The sequence below is a fragment of the Rhizobium sp. 007 genome (genome assembly GCF_015353075.1).
GTDB lineage: Bacteria > Pseudomonadota > Alphaproteobacteria > Rhizobiales > Rhizobiaceae > Rhizobium.
This window is the reverse complement of the sequence record NZ_CP064188.1, coordinates 575384-589695: the sequence shown is the minus strand read 5'-3', so window position 1 is coordinate 589695 and position 14312 is coordinate 575384. Positions and strand designations below refer to the sequence as shown.

Sequence of the window (14312 nt, the reverse complement as noted above, 5' to 3'; positions counted from 1 at the left end):
GGCGAAAAACAGTTGGTTCCCTATTTCCGAGCGTAGCGGATGAGGAAAGGCCGGATTGCTTCAAAGCGAAAGGAACACGCAATGGCTAAGAATACGATTTGCCTCTGGTTCGACAAGGACGCCGAGGCTGCCGCTCGCTTTTACTCCGAGATCTTTCCCGACAGCATGGTGAGTGCCGTGCACCGTGCACCCGGTGACTACCCGGCGGGCAGAGAGGGCGGTGTGTTGACGGTCGAATTCACAGTTGCGGGCATTCCTTGCCTCGGCCTCAACGGGGGGCCGGTATTCAAGCACAACGAAGCCTTCTCGTTCCAGATCGCCACCGACGACCAGGAGGAGACCGACCGCTACTGGAATGCCATCGTCGAAAATGGCGGCGAGGAGAGCGCGTGCGGCTGGTGCAAGGACAAGTGGGGCATTTCCTGGCAAATCACCCCCCGCGTATTGACTGACGCGCTGGCGGCTGGCGGTGACGAAGCAAAGCGCGCGTTTGAGGCCATGATGACGATGAGAAAAATCGACGTCGCCGCTATCGAGGCGGCGCGGCGTGCTTGACGCTCCGTCCGCGTCTTGTGGCCACCAGGTCGAGGCGCAGGTCGGCCGCTTTTTCATCGCTGCTCTCGAAACGGACGTTGCAGGAACTGCCGAGATTGATGCGCAGCGCTCCGTCCGGCGCAAAGGCGAGTTCGCCTCCCGTGCTCGCCCCGGCGAACAGGTCGTCGATGCCCGCTTCGAGCTAGCCGTGCATCCGCATTCACGTTGCCCGCCATCACCCCATGAACGGAGCTAGGAACATACGGCTATCTCGAAGAGCGGTGCCGTGGAAGCGTCAAGGTCGGAGGCCACCAAGCGGTGGTTTGAAGCGCCCTCCTTTTCCTCGGGTCGCGTCACCGTCATCTGCAACCACAATCATGCGTGCGTTGCCGATGTTGCGGGCAAAAACGCTGCCTTCAAAGCCATCGTGCACCTTGAGCCGCTTCAGGATCTCCTCGCTGGTGGTTTGGCCTGAAAACATTTGTTTCTACGCTGGAGAACAGCAAGATGCTCGCCAGCAATGCGGCTGGCGTGATCATATCTACCGTCCTGCTCACCGGGTGCGTCCATCTTGGGTCGCACTTCTTCAAGCCGGCCGCGGCTCGTGGAAGCGGCACCAGCCATTGGGGCTGATTTCACCTGCAACGATCTCACATGCATTTGGCTTGAGGAAATGGGTGCATCCGCCGCACCGACGCCCCTTATTCGGCGAATTCTGGTAGCGCGCCACAGACTTAGGGGTCGTTCCAGCGCCGCGTGCGCCAGGCTGACCCGTCATGCAAGAAGAAAGCGCACCTGCACCGGTAACCGCGACGCCGGCCATCGTCACTGTCAAGAATTTCCGTCGGGATACCGCTTGGCTTGAGCGACCTTGGCTTTTGCCCTCCGGACCACGATCCTTTTTCATGATCTTGCCTCCCTATTATCGAATAGCTGTCAACGTTGTCGAACAGCGGTCAGATCGACTTCAGGTACTCGATCAGATCGCTCCTCTCCTCATCGGTGAGATCGAGTTTGAGGTGACGGTCGTAGTGCCTGACGACGTCCTCGAGCGTCGCGAACCGACCGTCATGGTAGAATCCGCCCTTATGGATCTTTTCCGTGTTCCAAAGGGCCCGCAACGACGCAGTCCGGTAGCGCTCGTCCGGAGATCGCATTGCCTGGAAATCATCGATTCCGATCTCGTCTGCCGTATGCAGGTTCCAGCCAGGCTCCGTGAAGAGCGGCGGCACATGGCAAGTGGCGCACTTGGCCTTATCGTTGAAAAGGGCCTTTCCCTTCTCCGCCGCTGCGCTGTCAAAGGAGCCCTTAGGAGGCACTGGGGTTGGCAATGAAAGCTGATAGAAGTGAAGCGCCGGCAGTTTGGCGGTTATCCGGTCTTCCTTGTCCTGCTTGTGGCCCTGTTTCGTCCTGGCGGCGACTGGATACTTCTCCGCATCGTCAAGGCGCGGGTCGTAGAACACACCTTTGCCATGCATTTCAAGATTGCCGACATAGGCGTTCCAGTAGCTGACAGTGCCCCAGGCTCCGGTCCAAGTATGGTTGTTCACACCTGCCAATCCGAATGCCGGGGGATTGAGCGTGGCGGACGTCTTTCCGTCCGGTCGGAAGGCCTTTCCGTCGAGGTTCAGTTCAGCATCGAACTTTCCCGGCCCCCACGCCTCGATCGCCTTCTTCACCTCGGTTTCGGAAATCTGCAGCATCTCGGTGAACGCGCTCAGGTCCGGCGCGAGCGCGACGATCGCGCCAATGTTCAGGTCGCGATTAGGCCAGCCGTCCAGTCTCGCACCGATGCCTGGCGCGTAGGCATCGTCGACGGTCGAGTGGCACACGGCGCACTGAATCCCCACGGACGTGAGGGTCTTGCCATCGGTGTCAAAGAACCCGGTTACGCCGACAACGGCGTTGGCCTTGAGCAGGACAAGGGTGCTGGTCGGATCGGCAAGATCAACCTCGCCTCTATTCAGCGCTCCGGCTACGTCTTTGGGGATAGCGTTTACGTCGACTTTCAACCCGAGCTCGAGCGCCTTTTTCGGGCTGAGACCAGGCCCTTTGCCGCCCAGCTTTTCGCCAGCGATCGCCTCATGAAGCTTCAGCTTGCCTCCCCAAAAGTCCTCGCTGCCGAACGTATCGTAGCGAAAGGTTTCGCGGCCCTCCTCCAGATAGCGCCTCGCCTGCTCCGTCGCGGCCGCGTCGAAATCCTTCCCCCGCATCGAGCTATTGCCGCTCATTTGAGCAGCGGCTGGGATCAAAGTCGAAGGGAGAAGAACGGAAAAAAGTATCACGTTAAGGAAGCTTCGAGGCATATCACGTCCCTCCCCGCGGTCGATCTCTCGACGCGCGACATCCTATCTACGACAAAGGAAAATCCCACTATACATTAAAGTTTACTAATATACAAAGCTTCACCTCACTTGCAGTGGCATTTCGGGAAGGTTGGGGAACTGCGCGAAGGCTGGAAAGTGATTGCGCGTTGTCGGGATACACCGTCTGCGATGGGATCCGCAGGGCCGGATTCCGCCTGAGTGATCCCAAGATCCGCCGGGCAAGGTTCGGGGGAACTTTTGCGTTCTTTCTCCTATTTAGCAGGTGTAGGTTTTTGGAGAAGTCGGCCATGAATGTCAGCGATGAAAGAACCGTCTCTTTATGGGCGCCGATCAAAGTCGCGCCTGACGCCGTTCCGCTCCCCCACGATGACCAAGTCGATGTCGTCGTTGTCGGCTCGGGAATTGCCGGCTTGTCAGTGGCCTACGAGCTCGCACTCGCTGGGAAGAAAGTGGCCGTCATCGATCGCGGCCAGATCGGAAGCGGCATGACTGCCCGCACGACCGCGCATCTGACATCGGTATGCGACGACTATTTTTCCGAACTCATTGGTCTGCGGGGGCGTGAGCTGGCGCGGCTCTTCCACGAGAGCCAATCTGCCGCGATCGATCGCATCGAAGCGATTCAGGAGACAGAGGCTATCGCGTGCGATTTCAGACGCGTCGATGGGTTTCTGTTTCCGTCGTCAGCGCAGGAAGCTGATCTCGAGCGCGAACTCGATGCCGCACTGCAAATCGGCGTCGCGGTCGAAAGGACCACTGGCTTGCCGTTTGCGGGGTTCTCCGCGGCACCCGCCCTTCGCTATGCCCGTCAGGCGACATTCCACCCGCTCAAATATCTCCGCGGGCTGGCCGTCGGCGTCCGCGCCCGAGGCAGCGTCCTTTACCGGGACACAGTGGTCGAAAAGGTCGAGGAAACTGACGGCGGTGTCCGCGTCGCGACAGCCTCGGGCTTTGTCGTCACTGGAAAATGGGCTGTCGTGGCGACCAATTCGCCGATCAATGACCGCGTCGCCCTCCACACCAAACAAGCGCCCTACCGAACCTATGCGATGTCCTTCGAGATCGGGCGCGGTGTTATCCCGGATGGGCTCTACTGGGATACTGAAGACCCTTACCACTACGTGCGTCTGCAGCCGGGCGACGGCGAAGCGGACTTTCTCGTCGTCGGCGGCGAAGACCATAAGACTGGCGCGGCCGACGACGGCCACGAGCGGTTCGCAGCCTTGACGTCGTGGACCAGACGTCTAGTGCCCGATCTTGGCGTCGAGACCCATCGATGGTCCGGGCAGGTGATGGAGACAATCGATTACGCCGGTTTCATTGGTCGCAATCCGGGCAACGAGCGGGTGTTCGTGGTGACTGGTGATTCCGGCGAAGGCATGACCCATGGAGTGGTGGCTGCTCTGCTGATCCGAGATCTCATTCTCAATGGCACCAGCCATTGGCGGGAACTTTACGAGCCATCCCGCAAGACCCCAAAGGCGATCGGTGACTACCTCGTGGAGAACGCGACAGCGATCAAGAATTTCGTCGAGTATATCGCGCCTGGAGAAATTGGTTCCCTTGACAAGCTGCGGCCGGGAGAAGGTGCCATCGTCCGCGTGGGCCTCACCAAGATCGCCGCATTCCGGGACGAAGACGGCACGCTCTACAAACGTTCGGCGTCTTGCACGCACATAGGCTGCCACGTGCACTGGAACTCCCTCGAGCGCTGCTGGGATTGCCCCTGCCACGGTTCGCAATTTGCCGTCGATGGTACCGCCCTGAACGGACCGGCTGTGTCTCCCTTGGCTGATCTCCAATAGGTCATTACGGCGCGGACGGATTTCATCCTCGAGATGACGGGACGCCGCGTCGTTGGTCTGCGTACGCTTGAAATTGATGTGCAATAGGACCTGCATTCCGGTGAATGCCATCCCACCCCATTTGTAGCGATAGAGCAAATGCCAAAATTGGCTCAGGATCGGCCACTTCCCGTGGTCGCCGCAGCCATGCGTGAAGGTATGATCAACAATCTCACCGATCCCAGGCGTGCGTATTCCGATGAAGCCGGCCATCGATTCCGATTTGAAGCCGGCCAGTCATTCCGATTTCATTCCGGCCAGCATTCCGATTTGAAGCCGGCCATTTTCCGGACTGATCCTGGGTCTCGTTGATGTTTGGGTTGGGTTTCGTTTCAGGTCAAGCTTGGAGTGTATCGGACGGTATTGGTGGTCGCTGTTTTCGCATGCTCTCGCCAGTGAGATCGATGCGATAGGCGTTGTGAACGAGGCGGTCCAAGATGGCATCTGCCAGGGTCGGGTTTGCGATGATCTCGTACCAGCGATCCAAGGGCACCTGACTGGTGATGATCGTCGAGCGACGCTCGTAGCGATCTTCGATGATCTCAAGGAGATCGCGGCGCTGATCATCGTTGAGTTTTTCCGGGCCCCAATCGTCGAGAATGAGAAGGTCGGTCTTGGCGAGAGATTTGAGGATCCTGCCGTATCGCCCGTCACCTCTTGCAAGCGCGAGCGTGGCGAACAGCCGGGGAACCCGGTGGTATGCGACGGAGAAATCCTCCCGACATGCCTTGTGGCCGAGTGCGCAGGCAAGCCAGCTTTTGCCAACACCGGCTGGCCCGGTGACAAGAAGACTGTGATGCTTTCTGATCCAGTCGCAGCCGGCAAGCGCCATGAACAGATTGCGGTCGAGGCCGCGTGCAGCGCGGAAATCGGCATTCTCGATCTGTGCATCGTGACGCAGCTTTGCAGCCCTGGCGCGGGCCTCGAAACGCTTCTGGCGGCGCATGGTAGCCTCGCGTTCGAGCAGTATGGCAAGCCATTCTCCGTGCTCGAGGCCGCGCGCTTCGGATTGCGCATCGAGTTCCTGGAAGGCCGTGGCCATGCCGTAAAGGCCGAGTTCACGCAGCATGTCGATAGTAGGATTGATCAGCATAGGTTTGTCTCCTCAATGAAAGTAATCAGGACCACGCAGATTGGCGTGATCGATAATGGCAGTTGGTTCGGTGGAATGGCGTGCGGCCTTGTGATTGGCGATGAGCGAGGCGATGCTCTTGCAGTTCAGGCCACCGATCTCGACGGCGCGGGCTGACACGGCCTCGGCCCGATCGCGTGTGATATCGCGAAACAGGCGCAGGATGCCCAGGCATGTTCGGAAGCCCTGTTCGGGATGCGGACGGCTGGCGAGAACAGCGATGACCAAACCTTCGGTCTGGGGACCGATGGATGCGGCCCAGCGCCGAAAGCGATCCGGTGTCCACTCAGCATATCGCCGGTGGGAACTGGGCATATGATCCGGATCAGTTCCATGGTGAGGGCCGCCATACCGGCGCTGATGCACGGCAATGCGCTTGCCGCGGTGGAAGATCTCGATGGTGCGTGCCGTAGCCCTCAGATCGACCTGCTGGCGAATGAGGTTGTGCGGCACGGAATAAAAGAAGGTCTTGAACTCGACGTGGTAATCCGTCGACACGCGGACCAAACGCCATTCGGCGAATTCGTAGTCTTCGCCCGGAAGGCTGGCGAGTGCGGGACGCTCGACACTCTCAAACAGCTGCCGGCGACTGACGCCCAGCCGGCGCATGACGTGGTCGTTGATGCGATCGAGTGCCTGGCCAATGGCGGCATTGGCTTCAGCAAGCGAGAAGAAGGTCTGATTGCGCAGACGCCCCAGAATGCATGACTGGGCGAAACGGACGCCGTTCTCGACTTTCGATTTGTCCTTCGGCCGTCGCGGCCGTGCCGGAAGAACACCAACGGCGTAGTGGGATGCCATCATGCCGTAGCTGCGATTGATCTCGGGATCGTAGAAGCTGGCGCGGCTGACGCCCGACTTCAGATTGTCAGGGACGATCAGTCGGGGAACGCCCCCGAAGAAACGGAACATCCGGACATGCGAGCCAATCCAGTCGGGGAGTGTTTGCGTCCAGGTCGCTTCGGCATAGGTGAAACTGGAGGCACCGAGCACTGCCACGAAGATCTCCGCCTCGCGGATCTCACCGGTCTTGCGATCAACGATCGGGATCTTCTTGCCGGAATAGTCAACGAAGACCTTGTCGCCGGCCGCATGCTCCTGGCGCATCGTCGGCGAAAGTCGCTGTTCGAAGCTACGAAAGAGTTCGCAGAAGCGGCTGTAGCCGTATCCTTCGGGGTGCGACCCACGATACTCCTCCCAGAGAATGAGCAAGGTGACGCCTGGCTTTTTGAGCTCGACGGCAAGATCGGCCCAGTTCGGTTCGGTGCGTCGTCTCGTGCCCTGTTTGATGCCGTTGCGAGCGAAGAGTTTGTTCTCGAGCGCATCGTCAGTGAGTTCGCCCGGCAAGGGCCAGCTCAATCCAATTGCTGCTGCGCGCTGAAGGTTATCCTGCACCGTACTTCGTGCAATTCCCAATACGACCGCAATCTCGCGGGAACTGGTCCCGCTTCCGGCAAGCCGCAGCATTTGTCGTAACTGTCTCATGGTCAGCCTTCTCTTTGCCGGCATCAAAATCTCCACGTTTATCGTGGGGCATTTGATGCCAAAGTTGCTGACCCAGGGGGAATGTTCAGTGCCGAAAACTGGCCGGTCTTTGATTGGAATGGTGGCCGGCTTCAAATCGGAATGGTGGCCGGTCTTTGATCGGAATGGCGGCCGGCTTCACGTCGGAATCCGCACCCAGGCGGCCACCGACTTCATGCACGCTTTCCTGCGCAGCGCCGTTCTGCGACTTGGGCAATTCAGAAATTTTCCGTTCTTTGGTCTATGAGCGAGGGCCTTCGGCGCGTTTTCCCGTCGCCCGGCCTCATTGCTTGGCAGGAAGGTTCGGCGTATCGGAATGGTGCTTCTTGGCCTTAGGCTCGCTTCTTAGAAGAAACTGTCGCTCCAGCCAGTAGCTAGCTGTCCCTTGCGATTGGACATTGGGAGGGCGTAACTTCTCTAGGAGATGGCAAGGATCTCAAGCTCTTGATCACCTACATTGACTATGTCTCCAATAGATTTGCCCATTAGAGACGTTCCTACAGGGGATGCGAAGGAAATTGACCCGGACTTCGGATCAGCTTCATCTTCTCCAACGAGGCGATATTTCTGCACGCGCCCGTCGTCGCGACGGAAGGTTACCGTGCTCCCGAACGCAACAATGTCAAATGAAGCAGGGTCAGGGACCACCTGCGCCGTGCGAATTCTTTCGCTAAAGTAACGCATGTCACGCAAGGGGATTGCTGCCTGCCGCCGCCGTTCATTCACGTCTTCGATTGTACTTGCGGCATCGTAGGCTTCACGAGCTTTTTGGCGCTGCAAATCCAAGCCCTTCAATCCCGCTTCAGTAACCAGGTTCGGGTGAGGCGAAATCGGACGGTCGGGCAGCAGAGTTTCCGAAGCCGTTTCGGCACTTTCTTCCTTGGTGAACGCGGTGCTCAATCTCAGCCTCCATTTAGACTGGCCAACGACATCGGCGATCCGTCACATGCGCAGATCGATTTTATTTCGATTTTTCGATGGTCGCGAGCAGATAAGATACCTCTATCGTGGTCCGACGACGAGAGGATTCTTGCCGGATTGTCATATTCCGCATTACGCCGCCCGAAACGGACATCGCGCGGCCCGTAAATAGCGACGCTTTCTGAATGGCAGGAGGCTCATTACCGGGTCGCTGCTCCGGCTCGCGCTGTCACGATCCCGATTGAAGCCAAAAGCTGCACCCTGGAGGGGTCGGCCAAGGCAGCCAGCGCCTCACGCAACAAAGGCTCGGCCGCCACTTGCAGGACGGGGTTCTCGCGAATGAGCTTTCCGAGCGGCCCAACTTTCAGGAGCACCCAGGTCATTGCGTCGAGATCGCCGCTCGATACCTTTTCATCGTGCGACTGGATGGTAATCTCCCGAAATCCGGCCGCCTCAAGAATGCGGCGCACGTGTTCGGGGTATGTCCGTCGCCGGATCTTTGTCCCGCGCCATTCCGTAACGCAGCGATGAGATTAGGAATTTCCCCTCGGCCAACCACTCCCCAACAGGGCGAGAGACAATTATCGGGGCGCCGGAACGCGTACTTCGCTCCATTCTGATGGAAATTGAATGATAAACTAAGACCAAAGTCCAGCCACTTTCAGGCTTCGGTCCAATGTTCTTTGCCGCAAGCTTGATCCATGTTGTGGGCGGCCTGACGCGCACGGATTCGGTAAGCCGCGCGAAAGGTTAAGGGCTTTCCCGGCCCGCCGCTGGGAAGGCCCCCTTTTTTGCAGGGACGCCGGCATCTCCTGGCTCGGCCTTGGATTCTGGACTTCCATGGATGCTCGGGCTATCTGCTTTCTGTCGTTCGAAAAATTGAATTTAGGAAGCAACCAAAATGATGAAAAAAATCGTTCTTGTCAGTGCATTGGTAGGTACCTTGGCATCCTGTACAGCGACCGAACAAGGGACCGCGATCGGCGCCGGATCCGGCGCCATCATCGGTGGTGTCGTCACCAATAGTTGGGGCGGTGCTGCTGTTGGTGCTGTGGCAGGCGGGCTGGTCGGCGCTTTGATCGGACGCTCGACGGAGCACCGTGGCTACTGCATCTATCGTGATCGCTATGGTCGCCGCTATGAGGCCCGTTGCCGTTAAAGCGGGCATCCGCCGAGAAACTTCCTGGCCTGATAAGAAAATAGCCGTCTCCTTTCTAATAAGGGGACGGTTTTCCACTCGGCGTGACGCTCCCGGCCCGCGATGTCGGGCAAGGAGGGTGGTCTTCGGTATGATCCGGCCTGGCTCCCCTCAGGGACAGCTTCGGCTATTGAGTTCGGCAGCCGGCACGGCGTCTCGATCAGGCCAAGCAGGGGCAATGCGACGATGAAGAAGGCGATATAACAAAGCCTCGCGGAGCCGCTGCCGGCCATTGATTGGTAAAGCCAATCGGAAAACGTCTGGGTGGCCACGCGTGTACCAGCGCTCTGAAGCAGCGTGTCGTAAGTCAACAGAGCACCGAAATAAGATCCGGTTTCGTCGGTGATCATATGACAACATCCTCTGTGGTTCTGGGTCTCGGGCCGCTCACCTTGGGTTTCCAAGACACCCCGCGCCTAGGCAGTCGTGAGGGATGCCTCGAGTGTTTCGCTGAATGTCAGGCGAGCCTACCTGTGCCTGGTGTGCAAACCATTTGAGCAACAACTCTTATGGTGTCGGTAAGGCATCACTGGAGTGATCGCGGCGGATGTTACGCTCCCCTCCGGCTTGCTTGCCGTACTGAGAAAAACGACAGCGACCCACGTCTTACAATTGCCAGCCCCTAAACAGTCGATCCGACCGCCGAAGATGTGGCGATCGGTGTATCCTCGCCCTCTCACATTTATTGGTGATACGGAAGAACGAGCTCCTTTGCGTCCGTATCCACGACGAACACTGCGAGGAGACGCATAGGTTCAGTTTTGCTGGCGTTTTCACTCACTCCGTGACGGTCTCCCGGAAATTCCGAAAAACTCTCGCCGGCCCGGTAGGTTTTGATCGGGCCGTCGTTAACCTGACTTTTCATGGCCCCTTCGAGGACCGTTGCATAGATAAATGCCGAATTGGGATGCGTATGTGCAGCCGATGACCCACCAGGGCCGTATTCGACCAAGACACCTTTGATGCTTTTGCCAGGAACATTCGGTAACTCGTGTTCGTACACCAGAGTGACCTTCGCCTCGTTGTGAGCGTCACCCGCAAAGGAGGCCATCGTTGATGAAAGGGCAAAGGCTGCAGTGAGTAATAATCTTCTGATCATCTTGGTGTTTCCTTCGGTTTTATCTACATCAAGCAGGGTTGTGGCCAGATCGCCTATCCACTGCCGACGGATCATGCGCTGACTTGTCATGCCTGCTGGGATTGACGGAACCAATCTTCGAAGCCGATCTTGCCGAGACGAGCCTCACCCAAAGGCACAAGCGACTGGTCATTCAGCTCGGCGCCGAAGTAACGGGCATGGACATCCGCCTCAATCGTTCGCGGATCGTTCATTGCTTTTAGGTAGCGGCCGACGAACTCGCTCAAACGAACACGCTCCGGACCTGCGATTTCGAGTGTCCCGTTCACAGGCCGACCGAGCGCGACGTCCGTCATCGTATCGGCCACGTCGTCAGATGCGATCGGCTGAACGTAAGCCGGGGAGAGATGAACGATCGTACCGACGGTGCTGGAATCGGCGATACCCTTCAGGAATTCCATGAACTGGGTGGACTGCACGATCGAGTAAGGGATCGGCGAGGCCTTGATGAGCTTTTCTTGAGCCAGTTTGCCACGGAAGTAGCCGCTCTCCTGGAGACGCTCTGTACCTACGACCGAAAGCGCGATGTGGTGCTTCACACCAGCCTTGGCTTCCGCTGCGAGCAGGTTTTTGCCGGCCGTCTCGAAGAACTCGAGTACGGCCTTGTCTTCAAACGAGGGCGAATTGGCCAGGTCAACGACCACTTCGGCTCCAGCGAGCGCCTCCGGCAGGCCTTCTCCCGTCAGCGTGTTGACGCCTGAATTCGGCGAAGCTGCGAGCACTTCGTGGCCTCTGGCACGCAAGCGTGTGACGGTCTTTGACCCAATGAGGCCGGTACCACCGATGACGACTATTTTCATAGTATTCCTCCCTTCTGGGACCCTAAGGGTCTGGTGTTTCACTTGATTGCGAACGCCAAGGCCGCGATCGTTCATAGACTAAGGCTTGGACGGCTATGATCAGGTCGCGGCCGAGCTTGGGTCTGGGATCCATTGGATCGCTGCCGACAATGGGCGGAAAGCTCGGACCTTTCTATCATGCGTGAGGTTTAACCCCCTTAATCATCGGGTATAGTGGAGCAGACCCGAAGTTTAGAATGAACCATTCAGAAGGCTCTGCAATCCTCCGGTTCTTCATTTCGCCGAAAATTCCGACGAGATTGCCAACGCATCGATGTCCGGCGCGGTCGCATGATCGGCTCGCCCGGGCGTGAAGAATGCGCCTCGTCTACAAATATGCCAATGAGCTCGGCCGGTCCGATCGCGCAAACGGGTGATCTCAGGATATGGGGTCAGCGAGACACTCCGGCGCCGGCGTCACTGACAGCGCGCAGTTATTCGTCCTACACTTAGCTGATATCGTCCTTCTCTTAACGAGCAGACTTGAATGTGAACGCCAGATGCTGGAAGTTTCGTCCGAGGAATTCTGAGTCGATGACCAACGCATGTCCAATGCCTGCAACATCGCAATGAGCCGGCGGGCCGGCCCTGCTTTCGCACCGGTCATCTATCACATCATCGTCAATACGGAGCCGGCGATCGACCCATGATGACTGCCGCTGACGATAACCTGCGGCCGGAGCGTCCGCGCAAGATTATCCATATCGACATGGATGCCTTCTCCGTGGAGCAACGGGACAATCCGGACCTTCGCGGCATGCCCGTCGCCGTCGGCGGTTCGGCGGCGCGAGGCGTGGTCGCAGCCCGTAGCTACGAAGCCCGCAAATTCGGCGTCCACTCCGCAATGCCCTCGATCACGGCCAAACGGAAATGCCCGGGCCTGATTTTCGTGAAGCCGCGCTTCGACGTTTACAAGGCGGTCTCGCTGCAAATCCGTGAAATCTTCGCCGAATACACCCCTATCATCGAGCCCCTGTCGCTCGACGAGGCCTACCTCGATGTGACTGAGAATTTGAAGGGCATGGAGATCGCAACGGAGATCGCGGAAGCGATTCGCGCGAAGATCAAGGCAGTGACCAGCCTGACGGCCTCGGCCGGCGTCAGCTACAACAAGTTCCTTGCGAAGATGGCATCCGACCAGCGCAAACCCGACGGACTGTTCGTGATCACCCCGAAGAACGGTCCCTCGTTTGTCGAGGGGCTGCCGGTCAAGAAGTTCCATGGGGTTGGACCGGCAACGGCCGAGAAGATGCGCCGTCTCGGCATTGAAACAGGCGCTGACCTCCGCAGCAAAGACGTAGAGTTCCTGCTCGAACATTTCGGAAAGTCAGGACCATACTTTTACGGCATCGCGCGGGGCATCGACCAAAGACAAGTTAAACCGGACCGGGTCCGCAAATCGGTCGGGGCGGAAGATACTTTTCCTGAGGACATTCGTGCCTATGAGCTTGCTCGCAACGGCGTCCAACCGCTGATCGAAAAGATCTGGGGTTACTGTGAGGCAAACGGAATCGCCGCAAAAACGGTGACTTTAAAAGTGAAATACTCCGACTTCACGCAAATTACCCGCAGCAAGACAGGGCCCGCCCCGCTTGCATCAATTGCCGAACTCGAGCGAACAATGGATCTGTTGCTTCCATCGATCTTTCCCGTACGGAAGGGCATTCGGCTTCTCGGCGTTACGCTGGCTTCGCTCGTACTCAAGACACCGGCGGAGCAGCCACAGCTTTCCCTTGCCTTTTAGGCAATGCAATCGCTCGAACACACCGGCTTTCCCGCACCATGAGGGCGCAGGCTAAAGCCTGTTTTTGCAAAGAGCATACTGATTTACGAAAAAGCCGATCTGCTCAGAGGCGCTGTTTTTTCCCCGCGCTCTTGCCGTCGGAGCTTTTCGAGCGTTCCTCAAAGCGTTCTGCCCCCTTTGCAAGATCAGAACCCTTTTGGGCTTCGACTTTCTTTTCCTCTTTTGCGGTGCTTTTTCTCAGTCCGCGTGCGGCTTGCTTTCCCTTTTCTGTCGGGGCTTGCTCGATACCCATTGTGTTTCCTCCGCGTCTTGCTGCCGCAAGTTCAACGGTTAAATTCTGACTTCGTTCCACCGCGCTCCCTTGGCTAACTCATGCGACTGCACGCTAAGAGCGGCACTGGAGGGATGAGCCGCCTTGCCCGCCAGATCCAGCGCGAAAAAGCCAGCATCGGAGCTATAAGCGTGGATCGTTATGGCGCTTCGCCGCGAGCAAGCGCGGCTGCCTGTTCCAGGCTGACGCCGTTGACAAGAGGATCGGCATGTCGATGTGCCAACCGCCATTCGACGCCTTCGCGGCGGTAGACCAATGTAACACGCAGCGGCCAATCCTGGGATGGCAGGCCGCCGACCTCGACATGGCATCGTTCGATGATCACAAGAACCGCAATGTCGACTGAACCGTAGGTTTCGACCACTTCCTGCTCGAACGTGCCGTTCCTGAAGAAGCGGCCGACCGCCTCCCAGCGTTCATCCGTCATCTGCGAACCGCGCGTGGGTGTGCCGCCGAATGGAGACATCAGCACATAGTCGTCCGTGTGAGGGTTCAGCGCACGGTATCCGTCGATGTCGCCGCGCATGAGCGCGGCGTTCGCTTCCGCGGATTGTCGGATAAGCTCTGCGATCGCCTCACCGGGACCGCAGCCTTCACCACCCTTAAGGGAAGCGCTCGTGGCGATTTGCGAGAATGCGGGGCCGATGCCTTTTGCGTCGAGAATGGGACGTCGCGTGGCTGACATGCAGTTCACTCCTGTCTGTTTCCACCAGTGCGGGGCAACCGTATGCCGCCTCGCCTGCTCAGGAGAGCACTTCAAGGATACTGAATCTAATGATA

Annotated in this window: 16 protein-coding genes and 2 pseudogenes; 6 read left to right on the top strand and 12 right to left on the bottom strand. The window is 58.2% G+C overall.

The features are described 5' to 3' along the window. Positions 1-81 precede the first annotated feature (81 nt). Together ISN39_RS23900 and ISN39_RS23895 are read left to right on the top strand one after the other, a co-directional pair. A complete protein-coding gene (locus ISN39_RS23900; protein ID WP_194730717.1) occupies positions 82-555 on the top strand; it encodes a VOC family protein in 474 nt (157 codons plus the stop codon). Beyond that, the gene (locus ISN39_RS23895; RefSeq protein WP_194730716.1) at positions 548-790 is read left to right on the top strand and encodes a hypothetical protein; all 243 of its coding nucleotides are present in this window, start codon (positions 548-550) and stop codon (positions 788-790) included. Before ISN39_RS23900 ends, ISN39_RS23895 begins: the two co-directional genes overlap by 8 nt. A gap of 39 nt (positions 791-829) precedes the next feature. Here the strand turns inward: ISN39_RS23895 and ISN39_RS23890 are convergent, their stop codons facing one another. After that, on the bottom strand, positions 830-1015 hold the full coding sequence (locus ISN39_RS23890; RefSeq protein WP_194730715.1) for a hypothetical protein: 186 nt from the start codon (positions 1013-1015) through the stop codon (positions 830-832). Positions 1016-1490: 475 nt separating this feature from the next. Beyond that, positions 1491-2765, bottom strand: coding sequence for a c-type cytochrome (locus ISN39_RS23885; RefSeq protein ID WP_239603203.1), 1275 nt, complete (start codon positions 2763-2765; stop codon positions 1491-1493). Between the two features lie 383 nt (positions 2766-3148). On the opposite strand from ISN39_RS23885, the gene ISN39_RS23880 reads away from it, so the two are divergent. Next, positions 3149-4666 (top strand): FAD-dependent oxidoreductase, encoded by a 1518-nt coding sequence (locus ISN39_RS23880; RefSeq protein WP_194730713.1) that lies wholly within the window; start codon positions 3149-3151, stop codon positions 4664-4666. 376 nt (positions 4667-5042) lie between these two features. Here the strand turns inward: ISN39_RS23880 and istB are convergent, their stop codons facing one another. Beyond that, the gene (gene istB, locus ISN39_RS23875) at positions 5043-5798 is read right to left on the bottom strand and encodes an IS21-like element helper ATPase IstB (RefSeq protein ID WP_194730712.1); all 756 of its coding nucleotides are present in this window, start codon (positions 5796-5798) and stop codon (positions 5043-5045) included. Between the two features lie 12 nt (positions 5799-5810). Then, complete coding sequence (istA, locus tag ISN39_RS23870; protein WP_194730711.1) at positions 5811-7346, bottom strand: IS21 family transposase; 1536 nt, start codon at positions 7344-7346, stop codon at positions 5811-5813. Here istA and ISN39_RS23865 point away from each other — a divergent pair. Then, positions 7321-7608, top strand: coding sequence for a hypothetical protein (locus tag ISN39_RS23865; RefSeq protein WP_194730710.1), 288 nt, complete (start codon positions 7321-7323; stop codon positions 7606-7608). The two genes, istA and ISN39_RS23865, sit on opposite strands and share 26 nt — an antisense overlap. 170 nt (positions 7609-7778) lie before the next feature. On the opposite strand, the gene greA is transcribed toward ISN39_RS23865, so the two are convergent. Together greA and ISN39_RS23855 are read right to left on the bottom strand one after the other, a co-directional pair. Then, positions 7779-8261, bottom strand: a complete 483-nt coding sequence (gene greA, locus ISN39_RS23860) for a transcription elongation factor GreA (protein WP_194730709.1) — start codon at positions 8259-8261, stop codon at positions 7779-7781. Between the two features lie 221 nt (positions 8262-8482). Continuing rightward, positions 8483-8752, bottom strand: coding sequence for a hypothetical protein (locus tag ISN39_RS23855; protein WP_246763405.1), 270 nt, complete (start codon positions 8750-8752; stop codon positions 8483-8485). Positions 8753-9183: 431 nt separating this feature from the next. Here ISN39_RS23855 and ISN39_RS23850 point away from each other — a divergent pair, with 431 nt between their 5' ends. Continuing rightward, entirely contained in the window at positions 9184-9441 is a 258-nt protein-coding gene (locus ISN39_RS23850) for a YMGG-like glycine zipper-containing protein (RefSeq protein ID WP_194730708.1), read from the top strand. On the opposite strand, the pseudogene ISN39_RS36685 reads toward ISN39_RS23850, so the two are convergent. The 4 genes and pseudogenes from ISN39_RS36685 to ISN39_RS23835 all read right to left on the bottom strand — a co-directional run. Further along, positions 9438-9674: pseudogene (locus ISN39_RS36685) on the bottom strand (hypothetical protein); the annotation flags it as partial. The gene ISN39_RS23850 and the pseudogene ISN39_RS36685 overlap by 4 nt on opposite strands. Positions 9675-9710: 36 nt before the next feature. Continuing rightward, positions 9711-9830 (bottom strand): annotated as a pseudogene (locus ISN39_RS36680) (LysR family transcriptional regulator); the annotation flags it as partial. Positions 9831-10162: 332 nt separating this feature from the next. Next, on the bottom strand, positions 10163-10579 hold the full coding sequence (locus tag ISN39_RS23840) for a cupin domain-containing protein (protein ID WP_194731897.1): 417 nt from the start codon (positions 10577-10579) through the stop codon (positions 10163-10165). An 86-nt stretch (positions 10580-10665) separates the two neighbouring features. Continuing rightward, positions 10666-11418 (bottom strand): SDR family oxidoreductase, encoded by a 753-nt coding sequence (locus tag ISN39_RS23835; RefSeq protein ID WP_194730706.1) that lies wholly within the window; start codon positions 11416-11418, stop codon positions 10666-10668. A 688-nt stretch (positions 11419-12106) separates the two neighbouring features. Here ISN39_RS23835 and dinB point away from each other — a divergent pair. Then, positions 12107-13201, top strand: coding sequence for a DNA polymerase IV (gene dinB, locus ISN39_RS23830; protein ID WP_194731896.1), 1095 nt, complete (start codon positions 12107-12109; stop codon positions 13199-13201). 103 nt (positions 13202-13304) lie between these two features. Here the strand turns inward: dinB and ISN39_RS23825 are convergent, their stop codons facing one another. Both ISN39_RS23825 and ISN39_RS23820 read right to left on the bottom strand, forming a co-directional pair. After that, positions 13305-13493, bottom strand: a complete 189-nt coding sequence (locus ISN39_RS23825) for a hypothetical protein (protein ID WP_194730705.1) — start codon at positions 13491-13493, stop codon at positions 13305-13307. Positions 13494-13671: 178 nt separating this feature from the next. Next, on the bottom strand, positions 13672-14217 hold the full coding sequence (locus ISN39_RS23820) for a DUF4440 domain-containing protein (protein WP_194730704.1): 546 nt from the start codon (positions 14215-14217) through the stop codon (positions 13672-13674). Between the last annotated feature and the right edge of the window lie 95 nt (positions 14218-14312).